This window comes from Pseudomonas imrae, from assembly GCF_046352735.2.
Lineage (GTDB): Bacteria > Pseudomonadota > Gammaproteobacteria > Pseudomonadales > Pseudomonadaceae > Aquipseudomonas > Aquipseudomonas imrae.
On record NZ_CP110853.2, the window covers coordinates 4,485,161 to 4,507,891 of the forward strand.

The 22,731-nt window shown below is 59.3% G+C and carries 22 protein-coding genes; 8 read left to right on the forward strand and 14 right to left on the reverse strand.

All coding sequences use genetic code 11. From position 1 onward, the window contains the following. Nucleotides 1-69: 69 nt before the first annotated feature. The 4 genes from hpf to OQ460_RS20345 are packed head-to-tail and all read left to right on the forward strand — an operon-like array spanning nucleotide 70 to nucleotide 1,999. Entirely contained in the window at nucleotides 70-375 is a 306-nt protein-coding gene (gene hpf, locus OQ460_RS20330; RefSeq protein ID WP_003171804.1) for a ribosome hibernation-promoting factor, HPF/YfiA family, read from the forward strand. Nucleotides 376-385: 10 nt separating this feature from the next. Beyond that, entirely contained in the window at nucleotides 386-850 is a 465-nt protein-coding gene (gene ptsN, locus OQ460_RS20335) for a PTS IIA-like nitrogen regulatory protein PtsN (RefSeq protein WP_410019152.1), read from the forward strand. A 2-nt stretch (nucleotides 851-852) separates the two neighbouring features. Beyond that, complete coding sequence (rapZ, locus tag OQ460_RS20340; RefSeq protein WP_410019153.1) at nucleotides 853-1,710, forward strand: RNase adapter RapZ; 858 nt, start codon at nucleotides 853-855, stop codon at nucleotides 1,708-1,710. 16 nt (nucleotides 1,711-1,726) lie between these two features. Then, entirely contained in the window at nucleotides 1,727-1,999 is a 273-nt protein-coding gene (locus OQ460_RS20345; RefSeq protein ID WP_410019154.1) for an HPr family phosphocarrier protein, read from the forward strand. Nucleotides 2,000-2,021: 22 nt separating this feature from the next. On the opposite strand, the gene OQ460_RS20350 is transcribed toward OQ460_RS20345, so the two are convergent. The 6 genes from OQ460_RS20350 to pmbA all read right to left on the reverse strand — a co-directional run bounded on the left by OQ460_RS20350 (nucleotide 2,022) and on the right by pmbA (nucleotide 7,294). After that, nucleotides 2,022-2,915 carry a ZIP family metal transporter gene (locus OQ460_RS20350; protein WP_410019155.1) on the reverse strand — a complete coding sequence of 298 codons (894 nt, stop codon included), beginning with the start codon at nucleotides 2,913-2,915 and terminating at the stop codon, nucleotides 2,022-2,024. A gap of 31 nt (nucleotides 2,916-2,946) precedes the next feature. Further along, complete coding sequence (locus OQ460_RS20355; RefSeq protein WP_410019156.1) at nucleotides 2,947-3,558, reverse strand: superoxide dismutase; 612 nt, start codon at nucleotides 3,556-3,558, stop codon at nucleotides 2,947-2,949. Between the two features lies 1 nt (nucleotide 3,559). Continuing rightward, on the reverse strand, nucleotides 3,560-4,003 hold the full coding sequence (locus tag OQ460_RS20360; protein ID WP_410019157.1) for a hypothetical protein: 444 nt from the start codon (nucleotides 4,001-4,003) through the stop codon (nucleotides 3,560-3,562). A 27-nt stretch (nucleotides 4,004-4,030) separates the two neighbouring features. Beyond that, complete coding sequence (locus tag OQ460_RS20365) at nucleotides 4,031-5,404, reverse strand: class II fumarate hydratase (protein ID WP_410019158.1); 1,374 nt, start codon at nucleotides 5,402-5,404, stop codon at nucleotides 4,031-4,033. After that, nucleotides 5,397-5,792, reverse strand: a complete 396-nt coding sequence (locus OQ460_RS20370; RefSeq protein ID WP_410019159.1) for a FagA protein — start codon at nucleotides 5,790-5,792, stop codon at nucleotides 5,397-5,399. The genes OQ460_RS20365 and OQ460_RS20370 overlap by 8 nt, the downstream gene beginning before the upstream one ends. A gap of 155 nt (nucleotides 5,793-5,947) precedes the next feature. Further along, complete coding sequence (gene pmbA / locus OQ460_RS20375) at nucleotides 5,948-7,294, reverse strand: metalloprotease PmbA (protein ID WP_410019160.1); 1,347 nt, start codon at nucleotides 7,292-7,294, stop codon at nucleotides 5,948-5,950. Between the two features lie 108 nt (nucleotides 7,295-7,402). Between pmbA and yjgA the strand changes: the two genes are divergently transcribed. Continuing rightward, nucleotides 7,403-7,924: a ribosome biogenesis factor YjgA gene (gene yjgA / locus OQ460_RS20380; protein ID WP_410019161.1), complete on the forward strand. Its 522-nt coding sequence runs from the start codon at nucleotides 7,403-7,405 to the stop codon at nucleotides 7,922-7,924. A 44-nt stretch (nucleotides 7,925-7,968) separates the two neighbouring features. Here the strand turns inward: yjgA and tldD are convergent, their stop codons facing one another. From tldD to mreB, 8 genes are all read right to left on the reverse strand, one after another. Further along, nucleotides 7,969-9,411, reverse strand: coding sequence for a metalloprotease TldD (gene tldD, locus OQ460_RS20385; protein ID WP_410019162.1), 1,443 nt, complete (start codon nucleotides 9,409-9,411; stop codon nucleotides 7,969-7,971). A gap of 16 nt (nucleotides 9,412-9,427) precedes the next feature. Beyond that, nucleotides 9,428-10,276 carry a carbon-nitrogen hydrolase family protein gene (locus tag OQ460_RS20390; protein ID WP_410019163.1) on the reverse strand — a complete coding sequence of 283 codons (849 nt, stop codon included), beginning with the start codon at nucleotides 10,274-10,276 and terminating at the stop codon, nucleotides 9,428-9,430. A 48-nt stretch (nucleotides 10,277-10,324) separates the two neighbouring features. Next, on the reverse strand, nucleotides 10,325-14,140 hold the full coding sequence (locus tag OQ460_RS20395) for a YhdP family protein (RefSeq protein ID WP_410019164.1): 3,816 nt from the start codon (nucleotides 14,138-14,140) through the stop codon (nucleotides 10,325-10,327). Nucleotides 14,141-14,215: 75 nt separating this feature from the next. Continuing rightward, a complete protein-coding gene (gene rng / locus OQ460_RS20400) occupies nucleotides 14,216-15,673 on the reverse strand; it encodes a ribonuclease G (RefSeq protein WP_410019165.1) in 1,458 nt (485 codons plus the stop codon). 69 nt (nucleotides 15,674-15,742) lie between these two features. Further along, nucleotides 15,743-16,339, reverse strand: coding sequence for a Maf family protein (locus tag OQ460_RS20405; protein ID WP_410019166.1), 597 nt, complete (start codon nucleotides 16,337-16,339; stop codon nucleotides 15,743-15,745). Nucleotides 16,340-16,390: 51 nt separating this feature from the next. Beyond that, the gene (mreD, locus tag OQ460_RS20410; protein ID WP_410019167.1) at nucleotides 16,391-16,879 is read right to left on the reverse strand and encodes a rod shape-determining protein MreD; all 489 of its coding nucleotides are present in this window, start codon (nucleotides 16,877-16,879) and stop codon (nucleotides 16,391-16,393) included. Continuing rightward, nucleotides 16,879-17,985 carry a rod shape-determining protein MreC gene (gene mreC, locus OQ460_RS20415; protein ID WP_410022067.1) on the reverse strand — a complete coding sequence of 369 codons (1,107 nt, stop codon included), beginning with the start codon at nucleotides 17,983-17,985 and terminating at the stop codon, nucleotides 16,879-16,881. Before mreC ends, mreD begins: the two co-directional genes overlap by 1 nt. A gap of 139 nt (nucleotides 17,986-18,124) precedes the next feature. Next, nucleotides 18,125-19,162, reverse strand: coding sequence for a rod shape-determining protein MreB (gene mreB / locus OQ460_RS20420; protein ID WP_002555108.1), 1,038 nt, complete (start codon nucleotides 19,160-19,162; stop codon nucleotides 18,125-18,127). A 210-nt stretch (nucleotides 19,163-19,372) separates the two neighbouring features. Between mreB and gatC the strand changes: the two genes are divergently transcribed. From gatC to gatB, 3 genes are read left to right on the forward strand one after another with little or no spacing between them, the layout of a single operon-like run. Beyond that, entirely contained in the window at nucleotides 19,373-19,660 is a 288-nt protein-coding gene (gene gatC, locus OQ460_RS20425; RefSeq protein ID WP_410019168.1) for an Asp-tRNA(Asn)/Glu-tRNA(Gln) amidotransferase subunit GatC, read from the forward strand. 16 nt (nucleotides 19,661-19,676) lie between these two features. Further along, on the forward strand, nucleotides 19,677-21,128 hold the full coding sequence (gene gatA / locus OQ460_RS20430; protein ID WP_410019169.1) for an Asp-tRNA(Asn)/Glu-tRNA(Gln) amidotransferase subunit GatA: 1,452 nt from the start codon (nucleotides 19,677-19,679) through the stop codon (nucleotides 21,126-21,128). Between the two features lie 10 nt (nucleotides 21,129-21,138). After that, complete coding sequence (gene gatB, locus OQ460_RS20435; RefSeq protein WP_410019170.1) at nucleotides 21,139-22,584, forward strand: Asp-tRNA(Asn)/Glu-tRNA(Gln) amidotransferase subunit GatB; 1,446 nt, start codon at nucleotides 21,139-21,141, stop codon at nucleotides 22,582-22,584. Nucleotides 22,585-22,731 lie beyond the last annotated feature (147 nt).

The following is a 22,731-nucleotide window of genomic DNA, read 5'->3' on the forward strand; positions in this document are numbered from 1 at the left end:
TGGGCCACAGCGTTCCAGTGGCAGGCATTTGCCTGCCGCTTTATGCACTGGCAACGAAGGAGAAGCTGTATGCAAGTCAACATCAGTGGACACCAGCTGGAAGTCACCAAACCCCTACGTGAATACACCGAGAGCAAGCTGAACAAGCTTGCGGGGCATTTTGACAAGATCACCAACGTGCAAGTCATCATGGAGGTCGATAAGCTCAAGCAGAAAATCGAGGCCACCTTGCACGTACCGAACGCCAAACTCGTCGCCAACGCGGAACATGAAGACATGTACGCGGCAATTGACTCGCTGTACGACAAGCTGGACCGCCAACTCATAAAGCATAAGGAAAAGAATCTGCACCTGATGCAAGGTACAGGTCGTTAACTCTCCCCCCATGATCCGACTTGAAACCATCCTGACCCCCGGCCGTTCGCTCGTGAACGCGCCGGGCGGCAGTAAAAAGAAAGCCCTCGAACAGATTGCCAACCTGATCGGTCGCGAAGTGCCCGAGCTGGAGATGCAAGATGTCTACGAGGCCCTGATCGCCCGTGAAAAACTTGGCTCAACCGGTTTTGGCAACGGCATCGCAATCCCTCATTGCCGACTTAAAAGCTGCGAGCAGCCCGTCAGCGCCCTGCTGCACCTGGACGCCCCAATCGACTTCGACGCCATTGACGGTGAGCCGGTAGACCTGTTGTTCGTTCTGCTGGTCCCGGAAGCGGCCACCGATGCACACCTGGAACTACTCCGGCAGATCGCCAGCATGCTCGACCGCAAGGATGTACGCGACAAATTGCGCAGCGCCAAAAGCAATGAGGCGCTCTATCAGGTTGTCCTGGATGAACAAAGCGGGCAGTAATCATGCGTTTGATCATCGTCAGTGGCCGTTCCGGCTCGGGCAAAAGCACCGCCCTTAATGTCCTCGAGGACAACGGCTTCTACTGTATCGACAACCTGCCGGCCGGCTTGCTGCCTGAGTTGGCCGAGCGTGCATTGATCCACACGGAACTGGCGCAGCCGCTGGTGGCGGTGTCCATCGACGCTCGCAACCTGCCCAGCCATCTCACACGCTTCCCGCAGCTACTGGAAGAGGTGCGCAGCAAGCACATTCATTGTGATGTGCTGTACCTGGATGCCGACGAAGAAACGCTGCTCAAGCGTTTCTCCGAAACCCGTCGCCGCCACCCGCTGAGCAGCGCGAACCGCTCACTGGCCGAAGCCATCGAAGACGAAACCAAGTTACTGGGACCGATCATTGACCTGGCTGACCTCAAGATCAACACCACCAGCCTGAACCTTTATCAACTGCGCGATGCCATCAAGCTTCGGTTGCTGAACCAGCCAGAGCCGGGGACTGCCTTTCTGGTCGAGTCCTTTGGCTTCAAGCGAGGCATGCCTGTGGATGCCGACCTGGTGTTCGACGTGCGCTGCTTGCCCAACCCTTACTGGAAGCCGGAACTGCGCGATCAGTCAGGCCTGGACCTGCCGGTGGCCGAGTATCTTGCCGCACAACCGGACGTCGAGGAGATGTTCCAGGATATCTCCAGTTACCTGCTTAAATGGCTGCCACGCTTTGCAGCCAGCAATCGGGCCTATGTCACTATTGCCATTGGCTGCACCGGTGGCCACCACCGCTCTGTCTACCTGACCGAGCGCCTGGGTCAGGCCTTGCAGAAAATCCTCAAGAATGTCCAGGTCCGCCACCGCGACCTTAGCTGAAAGGAACACACCCGCGATGCCCGCTCTGGAAATTGAAATCATCAACAAACTGGGCTTGCATGCTCGTGCGTCAGCTAAATTCGTTGGGGTCGCAGGTCAGTTTCCTTGCGATATTCGCGCCGGGCGCACGCCGGAGACCATGGTGGATGGCAAGAGCATCATGGCGATGATGATGCTCGCCGCAGGCAAAGGCACCAAGATTCATCTGAAGACACAAGGCGAGCAGGAAGAACAAGCAATGAAAGCCTTGGTGGATTTGATCAATGATTACTTCGGGGAGGGTGAGTAACCCCCACCCCGATTACATCGTTTCACCCCAGCGCCGTGTCCATCGTCATCATCAGACAAAACCCGATACACAATCCCAGGCTGGCGAGCTTGTCATTGCCATTGCGCCGCGACTCGGGAATTACTTCATGCGTGACCACCAATAACATCGCCCCAGCCGCCAATGCCAGGCCCAGGGGCAACAACATCTCGGCCAGGCTCACCAACCAGGCGCAGAGTATCGCAAAGAGCGGCTCTACCAGCCCAGATGCAGCACCGATCAGAAACGCCTTGAGCCGTGACATCCCCGCCCCTGCCAACACCAGCGCAATTACCAGGCCTTCTGGCACATCCTGCAAGGCGATGCCCATGGCCAGGCTGTCGGCGTCAGGCATGCCGCCGCCTGCCGACACCCCCACCGCCATGCCTTCAGGAATGTTATGGGCGATGATCGCAAATACGAACAGCCATATGCGCGGTGGAACGACCGGCTTTTCGGGCGTGCCCACCAGCGTGTCTGGACTGGCACCAGACACCTTGCGATCCACCAGAAACAACCCGAATGCACCCAACATGATGCCGAAGCTGACCAAGCCACTTGAAGCCCAAGGCGTCAACCCCAGGTTTTCGGCAGCGGCAATCCCCGGCACGATCAGTGAAAACGCCGTCGCCGCCAACATCACGCCGGCGCCGAAACCAAGCAAAGTGTCACTTATCGCCAGCGGCATTCGACGGATTACCAAGACAGGCACTGCGCCCAGCGCCGTTCCCAAGGCACACAGGGCACCGCCCTGCAGCGCGCGCAGCATGCGCGGCTCCAGGTTCAACCAGGCCAGCCCCTGGGCTACCAGCAATGCAGTTCCTGCCAATAGCAGCAGCGATCCAAACGCATAACGGAACATTCGCACGCGGCTGTCGGCCAATATTTCAGTGCCCATAGTCGACCTTAGGTCTTGTTATCAGAAAGTATCAAGCCAAGGCCGCCTGGTAGCGTTCGGCGACTTCCGGCCAGTTGATGACGCTATAGAACGCGTTGATGTATTCGGGTCGACGGTTTTGATAGAGCAAGTAGTAAGCATGCTCCCAGACATCCAGGCCGAGAATCGGTGTATTGCCATTCATCAACGGGCTGTCCTGGTTACCGCTGCTTTCCACTATCAGGGTCTTTTTCGGGGTCACGCTCAGCCAGGCCCAGCCGCTGCCGAAGCGGGTCAGCGCGGCTTTGGTAAAGGCCTCCTTGAACGCATCGAAGCCAGCCAGTTGCTCATCGATAGCCTTGCCCAGCGCTCCACTCGGCTTACCGCCGCCCTTGGGTGACATGACCGCCCAGAACAGCGAGTGGTTCGCATGCCCTCCCCCTTGATTAATCACTGCTGCTCGCAGCTTCTCTGGCAACTGCTGGACACTGGCGACCAGTTTTTCTACCGGCCACCCAGCAAACTCAGTGCCTTCGACCGCAGCATTGAGATTATTGATATAGGTCTGGTGGTGCTTGGTGTAGTGAATTTCCATGGTTTGCGCATCGATATGCGGCTCCAGCGCATCGTAGGCATAAGGCAAGGCAGGCAAGGTGTAGGTCATATCAATGTGCTCCATAGGTGGGGCTGCTGCGGTTCGGTGCGCTCGATTGCTGCGCGCGACTGTCCAGCAAGCGATGGGTGCGTGGGTACTCGCCGTGATCGCTGATGAAATTCAACAGTTCGACATAGGTCTTGCTGCTCTGGCGCAGGGCCGCTTCGCGCAATGCCGGGGTCAACCGGCTGTCCTGCATGGCTTGCAGCAAACATTGGTGAATGGCGCAGAGGTACTCCGCACTCTCCTCCGGCTGGTTCAACCGCAGGTGCAGGTCCGCCAGGTTGTGGTGGGAAATGACGCAGGCCGCCACTGCTTCGTCGGCATCGCTCCAACGCTCGAATAGCACTTGGGCCAGGGCAAGCGCCTGCAGATAAAGCTCGCGGGCATCCACCAGTTCGCCTTGCATAAAGCAGCGATTGGCTCGTTCGATCGTGCGTTTCCAGTGCTCCATGGTGAGCCTCCAAAGCAGGGTCGGTAATTACACGCCACCAGCCGTGAGCTTTTCCGGATCCAGCAAGACTTCCAGTTGGCTGCGGGGCAGATCGGTGTGTTCAAGTGCGACATCGATCACCGGCCGACCTTGCTCATAGGCCTTCTTCGCGATTTGCGCAGCCTTCTGGTAGCCGATGATCGGGTTAAGCGCAGTAACCAGGATGGGGTTGCGCGACAAAGCCTCCTTGAGCTTGGGCTCGTTGACCTTGAAGCTGGCAATTGCCTTGTCAGCCAACAAACGGCTGGAGTTGGCCAGTAACTCCAGGCTGCTCAGCAGGTTCTGGGCAATGATCGGCAGCATCACGTTCAGTTCGAAGTTACCGGACTGGCCGGCCACGGTGATGACTGTGTCATTGCCGATCACTTGTGCCGCGACCATGGCCGTGGCCTCGGGAATAACAGGATTGACCTTGCCCGGCATGATCGATGAGCCGGGCTGCAGGCCTTCGAGTTCGATTTCACCGAGGCCGGCGAGCGGGCCGGAGTTCATCCAGCGCAGATCGTTGGCAATTTTCATCAGCGATACTGCAGTGGCCTTGAGTTGGCCGGAAACTGCAACAGCCGTGTCCTGGGAGCCAATCAATGCAAACAGGTTTTTGCCTGGTCGAAATTGCACATGGGTCAAGTTACTCAGTTGCTGGCTGAAACCCACCGCGAACTGCGGGTGGGCGTTGATTCCAGTACCCACTGCCGTACCGCCTTGCGCCAGTGCCTGCAAGCTCGGTAACAAATCCTGCAAGTGAGCGATATTGGCCTTGAGCTGCTGCGCCCAGCCGTTGAGCACCTGGCTCATGCGTACCGGCATGGCGTCCATCAGGTGAGTACGGCCGGTCTTGATGAAAGGGTGCACTTGCACGGACTTGTGCTCAATGACTTGCACCAGATGCAACAGAGCCGGCAGGGTTTGTTCGTGCAACACCAGCGCGGCGCTGACATGGATCGTCGTCGGGATAATGTCGTTGCTGCTCTGCCCGCAGTTGACGTGATCGTTTGGGTTGACTGGCTCACCCAGCAGGCGGCTGGCCAGAGTTGCAATTACTTCATTGGCATTCATGTTGGAACTGGTGCCGGAACCGGTCTGGAAGACATCCACCGGAAAATGCTGCATGAAGTCGCCTTCCAGCAGACCTTGGGCGGCATCGACAATCGCCCTGCCCTGGGCCTCACCGATCTGCTTGAGCTCGACGTTGGCCTTGGCGGCCGCGATCTTGGCCAGAATCAGGGCGCGGATGAATTGCGCCGGCATACGCTGGTGGCTAATCGGAAAGTTATTCACCGCACGCTGGGTTTGTGCGCCATACAGGGCGTTGGCGGGTACTTGCAGTTCGCCCATGCTGTCGCGTTCGATACGGTTAATCATCGGAGGATCCTTGCACCAGGTCAGAGTGGGAAATCGAGGGCAGCAACTCACACGTGGCAAGCTGCCAGGCAAACGTCTGCCAACGCTTGAGGCGGCAGGCACAGCGAGCTAGGTTTTCCAGGTCACGCAGCGGGCGCCAGGCCTGGTCCAGGCACAGCGAGCGCCAGTGCCATGGCAAAGCGATATCTGTGGCGGTGTCCAACAATAAACGAAAGGAAGTCTCGGCAATGGTCCACGGATGAGTTGCTGTGCAGCAGCCCAAGTAACGGCCTTCGTTCAAATAGTGTTCGATCAGGCGCGGCTCGTCAGGATCAAGTCCACAGCGAATCTGGCGACTCATCCAGCGCCAGCTTTCCAGATAGGGATCCTCATGCAGGACAGAACTCATAATCCGCGCTCATTCGGTAATGATATTCATTATTAAATGATATTAAGAATCAAAACAAGTACTCGACCCTGCTCTCTTCTGCGCCTGTGATATTTCAAGCAAAAAAAAGCGCGCCATCGGATCGATGACGCGCCTGGGTTTATCGCGTTTGGGTTTTAGCTTCCGGCAACCGTCATGCGTTCGATCAACACCGAACCGGTACGGATATTACTGCGTAATTCCAGATCGTTACCGACCGCGATAATTTGCTTGAACATGTCACGCATGTTGCCGGCGATGGTCACTTCCTGGACGGCGAACTGTATTTCGCCGTTCTCCACCCAGAAGCCAGCCGCCCCCCGGGAGTAATCGCCAGTCACCATATTCAGGCCATGGCCCATCAGTTCAGTCACCAGCAAACCTCGCCCCATGCGTCGCAGCAGCGCTGCCTGGTCTTCCTCGCCATGAGTCACGAACAAATTATGTACACCACCGGAGTTGGCGGTGCTGGGCAAGCCAAGCTTACGTCCGGCATAGGTGCCCAACACGTAGGACACCAACTCGCCGTTCTCGACGAATGGCTTGGCGTAGGTCGCCAGGCCATCACCGTCAAAAGCCGAACTGCCCATTGCGCCCATCAAATGCGGGCGCTCATCGATGGTCAGCCACTCGGGAAACAACTTTTCGCCCAGCGCGCCCTCCAGGAAAGACGACTTGCGGTAAAGATTGCCTCCAGAAATCGCCCCCAGGAAGCTGCTGAACAAGCCACCGGCCAGTTCCGCCGAAAACAGCACCGGCACTTCACACGTCGGCACCGGACGCGCCCCCAAACGGCTCGCCGCCCGCTGCGCCGCGCGCTGGCCGATGCTCACCGGATCGGCCAGCAATTCACCCTGGCGGTTGACGTCGTACCAGTAATCACGCTGCATCTGACCATTGGCCTCGGCGATCATCACGCAGCTCAAGCTGTGACGCGTCGAGGCGTAGCCGCCGATAAATCCATGACTGTTGCCATAAACGCGGCAGCCTTGGTGAGTGCTCAAGGTTGTGCCATCGGCATTCATGATCCGGCTATCGGCATCAAATGCCGCCGCTTCACAGGTCAGGGCCTGCTCTATCGCCTGCTCCGGGGTGATGTCCCAGGCATGAAACAGATCGAAATCCTTCAAGTCGCGCGCCATCAAGGCCGCATCCGCCAAACCCGAGGCCTCATCTTCGGAGGTGTGTTTGGCAATTGCCAACGCCGCGGCCACGGTTTCGCGGATCGCTTCCGGACCGCTGGCCGACGTGCTGGCGGAGCCTTTGCGCTGCCCCACGTACAGAGTGATACCAAAACCCTGGTCGCGATTGAACTCAACGGTTTCCACTTCCCGCTGGCGGACCGACGCCGACAACCCCTGCTCAAGCGACACCGCCACTTCACAGGCGCTCGCGCCCTGGCGCCTGGCCTCGGCCAGGATCTGCTCGACTTGTTCCTGCAGTGCCGGTAACGCTTGCGGACCGACGCTTTGGGTTGCACTCATGGTTTTCTCCACTCAAATTCTGCTTTCGGTTAAGGCCTTCGAGCGACCGGGCCGGACAAGCGGCCCCCGACTGGTTATCATGGCGGCGTTTCTTTGCGGACTGCCACCATGGTTGATTCTTACGACGACTCCCTCGATGGGGAGAAAAGCAAAACCCAGGTCAAACGCGAGCTGCATGCTCTGGTTGATCTCGGCGAGCGCCTTACAACACTCAAGCCCGACTTGCGTGCAAAACTGCCGTTGACCGACGCCTTGCGCCGGGCTCTGGACGATGCCCCCAAGCACACCGCGAATATCGCGCGTAAAAGGCACCTGCAATTTATCGGCAAACTGATGCGCGACCAGGACACTGACGCCATTTTGACCTTGCTCGACCAACTGGATGCCTCCACTCGCCAGTACAACGAACGCTTTCATAATCTGGAGCGTTGGCGTGACCGCCTGATCACAGGCGATGACGCAGTCCTGGAGAAGTTCGTCATGGACTACCCGGATACCGATCGCCAGCAATTGCGCTCGATGATCCGTCAGGCCCAGCACGAACTGGCGCAAAACAAGGCACCGGCCTCCAGCCGTAAAATCTTCAAGTACATCCGTGAGCTGGATGAGACTCAACGCGGCCTGCGCTGATCCTCTTCCCGGGTGGCGACCTTCGCCACCCGAAGCTCCCCTCCTTACGACCCCGTACCACCCACGGTGATCGCATCAATCTTCAGGGTTGGCTGGCCGACACCCACCGGCACCGACTGCCCATCCTTGCCGCACGTGCCCACGCCACTGTCCAACGACAGGTCATTACCGACCATCGACACCCTGCTCATGGCTTCCGGACCATTGCCGATCAGGGTTGCACCCTTGACCGGTGCAGTGATCTTGCCGTCTTCGATCAAATACGCTTCGCTGGTGGAGAACACGAACTTGCCGCTGGTGATGTCTACCTGGCCGCCGCCGAGGTTGGCGCAATAGATACCACGCTTCACCGAGGCGATGATTTCTGCCGGGTCGCTTTCGCCACCGAGCATGTAGGTGTTGGTCATGCGCGGCATCGGCAGGTGCGCATAAGATTCTCGACGACCGTTACCGGTGCGCGCCACGCCCATCAAGCGAGCGTTGAGCTTGTCTTGCATGTAGCCCTTGAGCACGCCGTTTTCGATCAAGGTCGTGCATTCGGTCGGCGTGCCTTCGTCGTCAACACTCAAGGAGCCGCGACGGCCCGCCAAAGTACCGTCATCGACAATGGTGCAGAGCTTGGAAGCGACCATTTCACCCATGCGCCCGCTGTAAGCCGAACTGCCTTTGCGGTTGAAATCGCCTTCCAGGCCGTGGCCCACCGCTTCGTGGAGCAGCACGCCAGACCAGCCGGACCCCAACACCACCGGCAAGGTACCGGCCGGAGCCGGAATCGCTTCCAGATTGACCAACGCTTGGCGCAGGGCTTCGCGGGCATAGCCCATCGCACGGTCCTCGGCGAGGAAATAACGATAATCCGTGCGCCCGCCACCGCCATGCCCACCGCGCTCGCGACGACCATTTTGCTCGACAATCACACTGACATTGAAGCGCACCAATGGCCGCACGTCCGCCGCCAGGCCTCCATCGGTAGACGCCACCAGGATGCGCTCCCAAACGCCGGCCATGTTCACAGTCACTCGCTGGATACGCGGGTCCAGGGCGCGGGTTGCGGCATCCACGCGCTTGAGCAGCTCGACTTTTTCCGCCCGGCTGATCACTTCCAGAGGATTGTCCGGGCCGTACAGTTGGGTCACGTCCTGGGTACGGAATGCCTGCACGGTGCCATTCTGCCCGGCACGGGAGATCGAGCGCGCAGCACGGGCGGCCAGCCCCAGGGCTTCAAGAGTAATGGCATTGCTATAGGCAAATCCGGTCTTCTCACCCGATTGCGCCCGCACACCAACCCCTTGGTCAAGGTTGAAACTGCCTTCCTTGACGATCCCGTCCTCAAGGGTCCATGACTCGGAGATCTGCCCCTGGAAATACAGGTCGCCTGCATCGATACCGGGACCGGCGAGGTCACCCAGCACGGTTTGCAGGCTTTCGATGGTCACGCCACCGGGCGCCAGGAGGTGTTCACTGACTGAGGACAACAACTCGCTCATAGGTTTGGCCTTAAATTCATCGTTCTGAAACAGGCCGCTGTGCGCCCTGCGAAAAAAAGCGCCGGTGGTTTGCCACCGGCATGCGCGCCCGTATCGACGCCTGTTCAATGCTGTCGCGTGCGGCCAATAACACCGCTTCACCCTGATCCTGGTGCGCCAGCACGCGCCCCCAAGGGTCGATGATCGCTCCGTGCCCATAGGTTTCACGCGGCCCGGGATGTACACCGCCCTGGGCGGCCGCCAGCACATAACACTGGGTCTCGATGGCTCGGGCGCGGATCAGTACGTCCCAATGTGCAGCTCCCGTTACCGCCGTAAATGCCGACGGCGCTGTGATCAATTCGGCACCCGCAGCACGCAATTCGCTATATAGCTCCGGGAAACGCAGGTCGTAGCAGACCGTCAGCCCGACGCGTCCTACCGGCGTGTCCGCCACCACCACTTGCGCACCGTAAGCATAGTCATCGGACTCACGGTAACGACCCCGTGCATCTGCCACGTCGACGTCGAACAAATGCAGCTTGTCGTAACGCGCGACTGTCTGGCCCTGAGCGTCGATCAACAACGAGCAGGCATTGGCCTTGGCACGGGGCTGATCCAGCGGCGGCAATGGCAACGTGCCAGCCACTATCCATAAGTTGAGGTCGCAAGCGGTCTGTTTCAACCAGGGCAGGATAGGACCTTCACCCAAGGCTTCGGCAACGCCGATATCGGCCACGTCGCGCCGGCCCATGGCGGCGAAGTTTTCCGGCAACACCGCCAGTTGCGCTCCATTTGCCGCAGCCCGCTCCAGCAGCCGCCTGGCTTGCACCAGGTTGGCCAGCACGTCGCTCTGACTGACCATCTGAATGACAGCAAAGGTCATGGATTCGCACTCCATAGAAAGCATGAGGCCATGCTACTCCACAGGCACTTACTGTGGTTTTTCAAATGGCTTGTCGAAACTGATTTTCGGGTCTTTCCAGGGGCCTTCCACCTTGTACTGAACGCTGGCAAAACGCGAAACCCGGTCACCGATCAACTTGTCGATCAGGAACAGCGCACCACCAATGGCCGGTGCGCCGACAATCAGCGCGGCAATCGGCAGGTTATTGGTGACCGGCAAGGTCACCAGCAATTTGGCATCCACGCGATCAGCCACCAGATCCAGAGTGCCGTTAAGCTCCAGATTGCTCGATGGCCCGGTCAGGGTGATCGGATTACGGGTGACAAACACCCCATTGCTCGCGGCCAGCAGCCCCTTGACCCGATCGTAGCTCAAGCCCTTGCCCAGCAGATCCGAGAAATCCAGGCGCAAGCGGCGACCAATCGAGTTGAAGTTCAGCAAACCAAACACGCGTAGTGCCTGGGCGCCGCCTTCCACTTCAACGAACTGGCCTTTGCGGAAACTGGCATCCAGGCTCCCGGAGAAACGCTTGGGTCCTACCCAGGCGGGCGAGCCTGGCCAACGTCCGTCGACATCCAGATGAAAGCTTTTGCTGGTAACGGTTGGAGCAAAACCCCACCCCTTGAGCACATCGGCAATGTTCTTGCCGTCCAGGCGCCCCTTGTACCAACTGCTGGTACTTCCCGGCGCACCTTCCCAACCACCGGCGCCTTTGAGCTGCATGCCCTTGAGGCCCAGGTCAAGGCTGTTGAAAGCCATGCCTTTGGCGGTTGGCCGGGCTTTCAGCGACCAGGCTCCGATCAAGTCAGGCCCCTGGAACAACTGATCAATAGCGATATCCAGCGCGGGAATATCCTTGGGATCAATATCAGCCAACGGATCTGGCGCATTTTCGTCGGCCTGAACAGTAGGATCGACCGCTGGCAGCTTCACATACTGCAGATTGATCGCAATGGGCGCGCCTTTGGCATCCGGCAGGCCGACGGTGCCTTTGGCTTGCTGGCTATCAAACCGCAGGCCCCAGGCACTCGGCTTACGATCCAATTGCAGACTGACCTGATCGAATTCGCTGCCAAAGCCCGTCAGCTTGCCGATCTTGAAATCAGCACCGCTCAGCAGCTGCTTGGCATTGCCCCCAGGATCACTACCAGCGTAGCCATCCAGCATTTTTTTCCAGGGAGTGATATCCAGTTCAGACAACACGCCACGAATGCGTAGCCCTTTGCCACCAGGCAACAAGGCATCGCCATTCCCCAGGAACAACTCGCCGCGACCCTGAGCAAAATTGTTCGCTGGCGCGGCAAAAGTGAAGTTCGCCAATTCGCCGTAATCAAACCAGTAGCGCCGCTCTGCACCCTGCAAGGTCATCCGGAACACACTGTCGCGGACCTGGCTGGCTGGCATGCCAAAAGGCGCTGGCAGGTCTAGCGCCACGCCCTTGAGATTGGACGTGACCATCAACTGACTGTCGGCGCCGTCCAGGTTGAGCTGAAGCTGATACGGAATATCCCCGGATACCGGCAGCGGCTGGCTGACGTTCAGCCAGTCGGTGAGCCGCTTGACCGTCACCTGGCCCTTGGCGGTGACCCGTGTGCTGATACTGCCGGGCTTGCCCTCTGCAAAAATTTGCGCAGTGACCGGCTGATCAAAGGCTTTGGCACTGATGTTCTTGCCGCTCAACCCCTTGGCGCTGTCGAAGCGGAAGTCACCTTTGAGCTGGCTCAGGTCCAGCGCGGGCTCCGCCAGTTGCAGACGCGCCTTGTCAGTCTTGAAATCCACCACGATCTTCGGTTCGGCGCCCTCGGCCAAGGGGATATCGAGGTTGAGCGAGCCCTGCAAGTCGCCCTCGCCTTTCCATTCGGCAAACGTCGAAGCCGTACCTATCGGCGCTTCCTGGAGGATTTTCAGACCATCGCCCAGTCCGCCGGAGAAACCGCCGGTAAGCAGCAGGTGGCTGTCCTGACCGGGAAGCGCGTGGGGAATATTGACGTAGATGTCCTTGACCTGGGTGTCGAGCAACTGGCCTTTGCTGGCCAGAATGCGCACGCCGGTCTCTTCGACAAACACCTCACCGGCGACGTTGCGCACATGCGGCCAGCCTGGCTGGAACGCCAGTTCGGCGTCATGCACGTTGAAAAACAGACTGATATTGCGCGCGGCGATTACCGCGTCATGGTTCAGCGAACCTTGATACTGGAAGAAGCCTTCGTCGACGGCACCTTTGAGGATTGCCGTGCGCAGCCATTCATCGAGTGCAGGGCTCAACACCGCGGGCAAGTACTTGGAAGTGAAGCGACCGTCGCCATCAACCATGCCGACCCGTAGATCCATATAGTCTTCCTGGCTATGATCGAAATGCAGGCGGATCAGGAAATCGGCAGCGATCTTGCCCTCTTCCCCCAGCACCTTGATATACGGTGCAATCAGCGTGAAGCCTTGTTTGTCGAGTTTCCAGGTCAAGCGAGCGTTGGCCTGGATGTACTGCCAGGGCTTGGCGAAAATCGGAAACAGGTGCAAGGAAAAATCCTTGCTGTCCATGCGTAACTCACCCTGTCCCAGGTCGCCACTGATACTGCCGCTGACATTGCGTGCAGCCGGCGCGCCGAAATAGGCGTCAAAACCGACCCGTTCCAGATTGGCAGCGAAGCTGACGCGCTGGTCGCCGGTTTCCTGAGGCCGGTAGTCCACCAGCACATTGCGCAACATGCCCGTGGCCTTCAGGCGCTCGACCGCTGTGGCAACACCTTCCGGCAACGGCGCCAGTGCATTGAGCAATGGCGTTATTGGCGTCAGGTCCAGACGATCAGCCTGCAAGTGCCAGGTTTCCTGATCCTTGTCCGTGGCCAGGGTCTGCTGCAATTGCAGGCGCGACTCCCAACGGGTTTGCCCCAGGTTCATCGCCAGCGAATCGAAAATCACCTTGAGGCCACGCTCATCGCGTTGCAGATAAGCGTTCAGGGCCAGGTTCTCGATATGGGCCGGTTTACGCTCGGCATAACTGCCTTTGAGTTGCGCAGCATTGAGGCGCACGGCGGCGCTTTGGACGGTGCCTTTATTCCAGGTCAGCCAAACCTCACCGCCGGCTTTGAGTTCAGTGAGTTTCCATTGCCGGGTCAGTTTCGCCGGAATCCATTGCGCCCAGTTGCTTTGGGGCAGACTCAGGTAGGCCTGGATTTGCGCGTCTTTCCATTGGCTGGCACGAATCCGGCTACGTAGATTGAGCGCCAGCGGCTGGCCGTCAGGCAGGGTCATGCGGGCGTCGAGGCGTTGGTTGACAGAGCCGGTCTGCAGGCTCAAGCCCACGTAGGTCAGAGTCGATGGCGCCTGCTCGAACGGCTGCAAGGTGACTTGGCTGTCAAGCACCAAAACCTGTGCAACCTGCTGCATCCGCAAGAGCATTTGCTCCGGATCCAGGGGCTGCTCATCCTGTACCGGCAGGCCTTGCAGCGTCCAATGACCGTCCTTGTCCTCCTTGACGCTGACCTGCAGGCCGCTGACCTCCAGATGAGCGATACGCACGTCCCGCGCCAGCAGGCTGGCCCACAAGTCGGGCACCACTTGCACCTGGTCCAGGCGCAGAGCACTGCTGCCCTGACCAACCATCACGTCGTGAGCCAGCAATACCGGTGCAAAACCGCTCCAGCGCCCTTCCAGACTGCCGATGCTGACGGGCATATCGACCGCAGCCTGCGCCTTGGCCTCGATTTCGGCGCGGTACTCGGCCACCAGAGGGGTCAGTTCACGGCCCAGGCTGACGTAGACCGCCGCCAGTACCAGCAACAGCGCACAAAGGCCAAGTCCCCAACGGGTCAGTGCGGCAAAAAAGCGTGTCAGACGCTCCATGTCAGGCGACCCTCAAAGCAATAGGCGCACGGCAGATCATCGTCTGCCGGTCTCGTTGAAAAGGACGGATGCGGATCAGAGCAGCACCACGTCGTATTGTTCCTGGGAATACATGGTTTCGACCTGAAAACGAATGGTTCGGCCAATAAAACCTTCCAGCTCCGCGACATTACCCGACTCTTCATCGAGCAATCGATCAACCACCTTCTGGTTGGCCAGAACTCTATAGCCTTCGGCCTGATAGGCACGCGCCTCTCGCAGGATTTCCCGGAAAATCTCGTAGCAGACCGTTTCAGGGGTTTTTAACTTGCCGCGCCCCTGGCAACTGCTGCACGGCTCGCACAGCACTTGCTCCAGGCTTTCGCGAGTACGCTTGCGGGTCATCTGCACCAGGCCCAACTCGGTAATGCCGATGATGTTGGTCTTGGCGTGATCGCGCTCCAGCTGCTTCTCAAGGGTGCGCAGCACTTGTCGCTGATGCTCTTCATCTTCCATGTCAATGAAATCGATGATGATGATCCCGCCGAGGTTACGCAGGCGCAGTTGGCGGGCAATCGCCGTGGCAGCTTCAAGATTGGTCTTGAAGATGGTCTCTTCAAGATTGCGGTGGCCGACAAAAGCGCCGGTGTTGACGTCGATGGTGCTCATGGCTTCCGCCGGATCCACCACCAGGTAGCCACCGGACTTGAGCGGCACCTTGCGCTCCAGGGCTTTCTGGATCTCATCCTCGACGCCGTACAGGTCGAATATCGGTCGCTCGCCCGGATAATGTTCCAGACGGTCGGCAATTTCCGGCATTAGTTCGGCAACAAATTGCGTAGTGCGCTGGAAGGTTTCCCGCGAGTCGATACGAATCTTCTCGATCTTGGGGCTGACCAAATCCCGCAAAGTGCGTAAGGCCAAGCCCAGGTCTTCATAGATGACGCTCGGCGCGCCGATGGTCTTGATCTGAGTATCGATCTGATCCCACAAGCGGCGCAGGTAGCGAATATCCATGAGGATTTCATCAGCGCCAGCGCCTTCTGCCGCCGTGCGCAGGATAAAACCGCCGGTTTCCTTGATGCCTTCCGCTGCGACGCAATCGCTGACCACCTTTTTCAGGCGCTCGCGCTCGGCTTCGTCTTCGATTTTCAGCGAGATGCCGACATGGGCGGTGCGCGGCATATACACCAGATACCGCGAGGGGATCGACAGTTGCGTGGTCAGCCGCGCGCCCTTTGAACCAATTGGGTCCTTGGTGACTTGCACCACCAGGCTTTGCCCTTCATGCACCAGGGCACTGATACTTTCCACGGCCGAACCTTCACGCTGGGAGATTTCCGAAGCGTGGATGAACGCAGCTCGGTCCAGGCCGATATCGACAAACGCCGCCTGCATGCCAGGCAACACTCGCACGACCTTGCCTTTGTAGATATTGCCGACAATCCCACGCTTCTGGGTGCGCTCGACATGCACTTCTTGCAAAACGCCGTTTTCTACCACCGCCACGCGTGATTCCATCGGCGTGATATTGATCAGAATCTCTTCACTCATGGCTGGGTCTCGTTCAGGCGTTTTCACAATAGTGGCCGATCGCTTGGGTATGGCGCTGAAATACGGCGTTTAGCGCATGGAAAGATGTTGCCAACAGGGTATGCCGAAATGCCCCAGCAGTTCTGCAGTTTCGCAAACCGGCAGCCCGACCACCGCGGAGTAGCTTCCGTTGAGCCCGGCCACAAATACTGCCGCCAAGCCTTGGATAGCGTAGCCGCCAGCCTTGTCCTGGGGTTCACCGCTGTGCCAGTAGGTCATGGCTTCTTGTGCAGAAATCGAGCGCAAACGCACGTGACTGCGGACCAGCCGCGTCGCGCATTGCTGGCCATCCAACACGGCAATCGCCGTCAGGACTTCATGTTCACGATCAGAAAGGGCCAGCAGCATGGCCTGGGCGTCGGCCTGATCCAGTGGTTTGCCAAGAATTTTCCCGTCGAGGATGACCGCAGTATCGGCACCAAGCACACAGACACCGCAAATATCGGCAAGCGTGGCCAGGCCGGCCTTCGCCTTGGCGCAAGCAAGACGCTCGACGTAGGCTGCAGGCGACTCGCCCGCCAACGGCGTCTCGTCAATCGAGGCGCTGACCACGGTGAAAGGTACACCGATCTGAGTCAGCAGTTCACGCCGCCGAGGGGAGCCGGAGGCCAGATAAAGCGAATTCATTCCAGACTCTCCCTGTAGGGTTCGATAACCAGGCAGAGCCTCGCGATCCATTCAATTGATTTTATAACGACGACACAGACCACGCAGGCCAAAGCTGATCCAGGGCCACAATAGCGCACTCACCAAGGCGGGCAAGACCAGCGCCAGCGTCGGCTGGCGATTGCCGGTCAAGGCGCTCAGCCATAATTGCACCAACTGGGCCAGGCCGAAAATCACCAGGATCACCAGCGACTGTTGCCACATCGGGAACATGCGCAAGCGTTGCTGCAATGACAGTACCAGAAAGGTGATCAGGGTCAGGATCAAGGCATTCTGGCCCAACAGCGTGCCATACAGCACGTCCTCCGCCAGCCCAAGACACATGGCCGTAACCATGCCGACCTTGTGAGGCAATGCCAGGGACCAGAATGCCAGCAGCAAGGCGAGCCACAACGGGCGCAGGATTTCCATGAACTGCGGCATCGGCGAGACGCTGAGCAGCAAGCCAATGGCGAACGTCAGCCAGACGATCCAGCCGTTGCGTGAATGAATACCGGCCATTATTCCTCCCTCTGCCGAGTGGTTGCCGGTGCAGGCACCGCAGGGCGCGCGGCAGGCGCGGCTGCAGGCGTAACCGTTGCCGGGCTGGCATGGGTGGCCGGTACGGCCGGCGAGGGAACGGCTGCAGCGGGGGTAGCCGGGCTTACCGGTATCGCTGGCGTTGCGGCGGGCGCCGTCGGCACGGCAGGGGTCGGTACGGTCGCGGGCGCAGCGGGCACAATACCGTTCTGCTTATCTTCCGCTTCCTGGGCCACCGCCGCTTCATTGGCGCGCTCTTCAGGCGTGCGGCTGTCGCTGAATACCAACAGCAGGTAACGGCTGCGGTTCAAGGCGGCGGTAGGCACCGCGCGCACGATGGCAAACGGCTGGCCGGAGTCGTGGATCACTTCCTTGACCGTCGCCACCGGGTAACCCGCCGGGAAACGCTGCCCCAGGCCGGAACTGACCAACAGGTCACCCTCCTTGACGTCGGCAGTGTCGGCCACATGACGCAGCTCCAGACGTTCAGGGTTACCGGTGCCGCTGGCGATCGCGCGCAGGCCATTGCGGTTGACCTGCACCGGAATGCTGTGGGTGGTATCGGTAAGCAATAGAACGCGGGAGGTGTAAGGCATCAGCTCCACCACCTGCCCCATCAGCCCACGGGCATCAAGCACCGGTTGTCCAAGAACCACACCGTCGCGCTCACCTTTGTTGATGATGATGCGATGGGTGAAGGGGTTGGGATCCATGCCGATCAACTCGGCCACTTCGACTTTCTCGTTGACCAGCGCAGAAGAGTTGAGCAACTCGCGCAGCCGCACGTTCTGCTCGGTCAGGGCCGCCAGCTTTTGCATGCGCCCCTGCAGCAGCAGGTTTTCAGTCTTGAGTTTTTCGTTCTCGGCAACCAGTTCAGTGCGACTGCCGAACTGGCTGGCCACACCTTGCCATAGCCGTTGCGGCAGGTCGGTAATCCAATAGGATTGCATCAGTACCAGCGACATCTGGCTACGCACTGGCTTGAGCAGCGTGAAGCGCGCATCGACCACCATCAGCGCGACCGATAGCACGACCAGCACCAACAGGCGCACGCCCAGCGAAGGACCCTTGGTGAAAAGCGGTTTAATAGGCCGCTCCTCCCAGGCAAATGTTCAGGTTACTCATACAGCATCAAACCGGTCTGGATGCAGATTGAAGAAGATAAACGCCAACAGGCAGCACTGCAAAGTGCTGCCTGCGAGCGAAACATGGATGCCCCAGTGAGTTTTATTCGCTGGAGAGCAGATCCATGGTGTGTTTATCCATCATTTCCAATGCACGACCACCACCACGAGCAACACAGGTCAGCGGATCTTCGGCGACGATCACCGGCAGACCGGTTTCCTGGGCCAGCAACTTGTCGAGGTCACGCAGCAAGGCGCCACCGCCGGTCAGTACCAGGCCACGCTCGGCGATGTCAGAAGCCAGCTCAGGCGGCGACTGCTCCAGGGCGCTCTTCACAGCCTGAACGATGGTCGCCAAAGACTCTTGCAGAGCTTCCAGCACTTCATTGGAGTTCAGGGTAAAGGCCCGTGGTACGCCCTCGGCCAGGTTACGACCACGAACGTCGACTTCGCGAACTTCGCCACCTGGGTAGGCGGTACCGATTTCCTGCTTGATGCGCTCGGCGGTGGATTCACCGATCAGGCTGCCGTAGTTGCGACGCACATAAGTGATGATCGCTTCGTCGAAGCGGTCGCCACCTACACGTACGGATTCGGCATACACCACACCGTTCAGGGAGATCAGGGCGATTTCGGTAGTACCACCACCGATATCCACCACCATAGAGCCGCGAGCCTCTTCAACTGGCAGGCCGGCACCGATGGCGGCCGCCATTGGCTCTTCGATCAGGAACACTTCACGGGCACCGGCACCGAGGGCCGATTCACGGATGGCACGACGCTCCACCTGGGTGGACTTGCACGGCACGCAGATCAGCACACGAGGGCTGGGCTGCAGGAAACTGTTTTCGTGAACTTTATTGATAAAGTACTGCAGCATCTTTTCGCAAACGCTGAAATCGGCGATCACGCCATCTTTCATCGGACGAATGGCGGCAATGTTGCCTGGTGTGCGGCCGAGCATTCGCTTGGCCTCGGTGCCCACGGCAACGACACTTTTCTGATTACCATGGGTCCGAATGGCCACAACCGATGGCTCATTCAGGACGATACCGCGCTCGCGCACGTAAATAAGGGTGTTGGCAGTGCCCAGGTCAATGGAAAGATCGCTGGAAAACATGCCACGCAGTTTCTTGAACATGGGGAAAGGACCCTAGGCAACGCGTGGGTAAAAAAGTGCGGCAAACTCTAACAACGACAGGGATTTTGGGCAAGGCGCCAATATGTTAAATTGGCCGACTTTCTGCGCACCTAACCCCACAATCGCGGCCATATGACCGTAGAAATGCGATAGTGTTCCGACAATCTAACACACGGATAGCCTCCGTTCTGTTTTCCACTGGAGAATCCCATGGCGCTTGAACGCTCCGACGTGGAAAAAATCGCTCATCTGGCCTCGCTTGGCCTCAATGAAGCCGATCTTCCACAGACCACCGAAGCCCTGAACAGCATTCTGGGGCTGGTCGACCAAATGCAGGCCGTGAATACCGACGGCATCGAGCCCCTGGCTCACCCACTGGAAGCCAGCCAGCGCCTGCGCGCAGACGTCGTGACCGAACGCAACAATCGCGAGGCCTACCAGTCCATCGCGCCAGCGGTCGAAAACGGCCTGTACCTGGTTCCGAAAGTCATCGACTAAAGGGAAAGAGCCTGCAATGCATCAATTGACTCTGGCCGAGATCGCCCGCGGTCTCGCCGACAAAAAGTTTTCATCCGAAGAGCTGACCAAGACCTTGCTGGCGCGTATCGCCGAGCTGGACCCGAAGGTCAACAGCTTCATCAGCCTCACCGAAGAACTGGCCCTGAGCCAGGCCAAGGCCGCCGACAGCCGTCGCGCCAACGGAGAGAATGGTGCCCTGCTGGGCGCACCGATCGCCCACAAAGACCTGTTCTGCACCCAGGGCATTCGCACCAGCTGCGGCTCGAAGATGCTCGACAACTTCAAGGCACCCTACGACGCCACCGTCGTGGCCAAGCTGGCCGAAGCCGGGGCCGTGACCCTGGGCAAGACCAACATGGACGAATTCGCCATGGGCTCGGCCAACGAATCGAGCTACTACGGCGCGGTGAAAAACCCGTGGAACCTGGAACACGTGCCCGGCGGTTCGTCCGGCGGTTCGGCAGCCGCCGTTGCCGCGCGCCTTCTGCCAGCGGCCACGGCCACCGATACCGGCGGCTCGATCCGCCAGCCTGCCGCCTTCACCAACCTCACCGGCCTGAAACCGACCTACGGTCGCGTCTCCCGCTGGGGCATGATCGCCTACGCCTCCAGTCTCGACCAAGGCGGCCCGTTGGCCCGCACTGCCGAAGACTGCGCGATATTGTTACAAGGCATGGCTGGGTTCGATTCCAAGGACTCCACCAGCATCGACGAGCCTGTGCCGGACTACAGCGCCAGCCTCAATACCTCGATCAAAGGCCTGCGCATCGGTTTGCCAAAAGAGTACTTCAGCGCCGGCCTTGACCCGCGTATCGCCGAGCTGGTGCACAACAGCGTCAAGGAGCTGGAAAAGCTCGGCGCTGTGATCAAGGAAATCAGCCTGCCGAACAACCAGCACGCGATTCCTGCCTACTACGTGATCGCCCCGGCGGAAGCCTCGTCCAACCTGTCGCGGTTCGACGGTGTGCGCTTCGGCTACCGCTGTGAAGATCCCAAGGACCTGACCGACCTGTACAAACGCTCCCGCGGCGAAGGTTTCGGCCCCGAAGTGCAGCGCCGGATCATGGTCGGTGCCTACGCGCTGTCGGCCGGCTACTACGACGCGTACTACCTCAAGGCACAAAAGATCCGTCGCCTGGTGAAGAACGACTTCATGGCAGCCTTTAATGAAGTCGACGTGATCATCGGCCCAACCACGCCGAACCCGGCCTGGAAACTCGGCGCCAAGAATGGCGACCCGGTGGCCGCGTATCTGGAAGACCTGTACACCATCACCGCCAACCTCGCGGGCCTGCCGGGTTTGTCCATGCCAGCAGGTTTCGTCGATGGCCTGCCGGTCGGCGTGCAGCTGCTTGCCCCGTATTTCCAGGAAGGCCGCCTGCTCAATGTGGCGCACCAGTACCAGTTGAACACTGACTGGCACACTCGCACCCCTACCGGCTTCTGAGGAGAACACTATGCAATGGGAAGTTGTGATCGGGCTGGAGATTCATACCCAGCTCGCCACCCAATCGAAGATTTTCTCCGGTAGCGCCACCACGTTCGGATCCGAGCCCAACACCCAGGCCAGCCTGGTAGACCTGGGCATGCCCGGCGTGCTGCCAGTGCTGAACCAGGAAGCGGTGCGCATGGCGGTGATGTTCGGCCTGGCGATTGACGCCGAGATCGGCCAGCACAACGTGTTCGCCCGCAAGAACTACTTCTACCCAGACCTGCCCAAGGGCTACCAGATCAGCCAGATGGAATTGCCGATTGTCGGCAAGGGCTACCTGGACATCCCGCTGGAAGACGGCACGATCAAACGTGTCGGCGTAACCCGTGCGCACCTGGAAGAAGATGCTGGCAAGAGCCTGCATGAAGAATTCAACGGCGCCACCGGCATCGACCTGAACCGTGCCGGCACACCGCTGCTGGAGATCGTTTCCGAGCCGGACATGCGCAGCGCCAAGGAAGCCGTGGCCTACGTCAAGACGATCCACGCGCTGGTGCGTTACCTGGGCATCTGCGACGGCAACATGGCCGAAGGTTCCCTGCGCTGCGACTGCAACGTGTCGGTGCGGCCAAAAGGCCAGGTGGAGTACGGCACCCGCTGCGAGATCAAGAACGTCAACTCGTTCCGCTTCATCGAGAAAGCGATCAATACCGAAGTGCGTCGCCAGATCGAGTTGATCGAAGACGGCGGCAAGGTGATCCAGCAAACCCGCCTGTACGACCCGAACAAAGACGAAACCCGCGCCATGCGCAGCAAGGAAGAAGCCAACGACTACCGTTACTTCCCCGACCCGGACCTGTTGCCGGTGATACTTGAGGACGCGTTTCTCGATGATATCCGTGCCACCTTGCCCGAATTGCCGCCGCAGAAACGCGAGCGCTTCCAGGCGCAATTCGGCCTGTCGGTCTACGACGCAAGCGTGCTGGCTTCGAGCCGCGAACAAGCTAACTACTTCGAGAAGGTGGTGAGTATCGCCGGCGACGCCAAACTGGCGGCCAACTGGGTCATGGTCGAACTGGGCAGCCTGTTGAACAAACAGGGCCTGGAAATCGACGAAGCCCCGGTTTCAGCCGAGCAGTTGGGCGCCATGTTGCTGCGCATCAAGGACAACACCATCTCCGGCAAGATCGCCAAGACCGTGTTTGAAGCGATGTCCAGCGGTGAAGGCAATGCTGACGAGATCATCGAGCAGCGCGGTCTCAAGCAAGTCACCGACAGCGGCGCGATCTCGGCCGTGCTTGATGAGGTGCTCGCGGCCAATGCCGAACAGGTCGAACAATACCGTGCAGCGGATGAAGCCAAGCGCGGCAAAATGTTCGGTTTCTTCGTCGGCCAGGCGATGAAAGCCTCCAAAGGCAAGGCCAACCCGCAACAGGTCAACGAACTGCTGAAAAGCAAGCTCGAGGGCTGATAACGGTTGCCGCCCTGTGGGAACGGGCTCATGTGGCAGCCGGGCTTGCCCGCGATGCAAATGCCTCGGTGTTTCAGATGCACCGAGGTGATGCTATCGCAGGCAACCCAACTGCCACATGAGCCGGTTCCCACATTAATTTCGGGG

Coding starts and splice junctions, on each gene's coding strand:
- hpf (WP_003171804.1), top strand. CDS start 70: ATGCAAGTCAACATCAGTGGACACCAGCTGGAAGTCACCAAACCCCTA.
- ptsN (WP_410019152.1), top strand. CDS start 386: ATGATCCGACTTGAAACCATCCTGACCCCCGGCCGTTCGCTCGTGAAC.
- rapZ (WP_410019153.1), top strand. CDS start 853: ATGCGTTTGATCATCGTCAGTGGCCGTTCCGGCTCGGGCAAAAGCACC.
- OQ460_RS20345 (WP_410019154.1), top strand. CDS start 1,727: ATGCCCGCTCTGGAAATTGAAATCATCAACAAACTGGGCTTGCATGCT.
- OQ460_RS20350 (WP_410019155.1), bottom strand. CDS start 2,915: ATGGGCACTGAAATATTGGCCGACAGCCGCGTGCGAATGTTCCGTTAT.
- OQ460_RS20355 (WP_410019156.1), bottom strand. CDS start 3,558: ATGACCTACACCTTGCCTGCCTTGCCTTATGCCTACGATGCGCTGGAG.
- OQ460_RS20360 (WP_410019157.1), bottom strand. CDS start 4,003: ATGGAGCACTGGAAACGCACGATCGAACGAGCCAATCGCTGCTTTATG.
- OQ460_RS20365 (WP_410019158.1), bottom strand. CDS start 5,404: ATGATTAACCGTATCGAACGCGACAGCATGGGCGAACTGCAAGTACCC.
- OQ460_RS20370 (WP_410019159.1), bottom strand. CDS start 5,792: ATGAGTTCTGTCCTGCATGAGGATCCCTATCTGGAAAGCTGGCGCTGG.
- pmbA (WP_410019160.1), bottom strand. CDS start 7,294: ATGAGTGCAACCCAAAGCGTCGGTCCGCAAGCGTTACCGGCACTGCAG.
- yjgA (WP_410019161.1), top strand. CDS start 7,403: ATGGTTGATTCTTACGACGACTCCCTCGATGGGGAGAAAAGCAAAACC.
- tldD (WP_410019162.1), bottom strand. CDS start 9,411: ATGAGCGAGTTGTTGTCCTCAGTCAGTGAACACCTCCTGGCGCCCGGT.
- OQ460_RS20390 (WP_410019163.1), bottom strand. CDS start 10,276: ATGACCTTTGCTGTCATTCAGATGGTCAGTCAGAGCGACGTGCTGGCC.
- OQ460_RS20395 (WP_410019164.1), bottom strand. CDS start 14,140: ATGGAGCGTCTGACACGCTTTTTTGCCGCACTGACCCGTTGGGGACTT.
- rng (WP_410019165.1), bottom strand. CDS start 15,673: ATGAGTGAAGAGATTCTGATCAATATCACGCCGATGGAATCACGCGTG.
- OQ460_RS20405 (WP_410019166.1), bottom strand. CDS start 16,339: ATGAATTCGCTTTATCTGGCCTCCGGCTCCCCTCGGCGGCGTGAACTG.
- mreD (WP_410019167.1), bottom strand. CDS start 16,879: ATGGCCGGTATTCATTCACGCAACGGCTGGATCGTCTGGCTGACGTTC.
- mreB (WP_002555108.1), bottom strand. CDS start 19,162: ATGTTCAAGAAACTGCGTGGCATGTTTTCCAGCGATCTTTCCATTGAC.
- gatC (WP_410019168.1), top strand. CDS start 19,373: ATGGCGCTTGAACGCTCCGACGTGGAAAAAATCGCTCATCTGGCCTCG.
- gatA (WP_410019169.1), top strand. CDS start 19,677: ATGCATCAATTGACTCTGGCCGAGATCGCCCGCGGTCTCGCCGACAAA.
- gatB (WP_410019170.1), top strand. CDS start 21,139: ATGCAATGGGAAGTTGTGATCGGGCTGGAGATTCATACCCAGCTCGCC.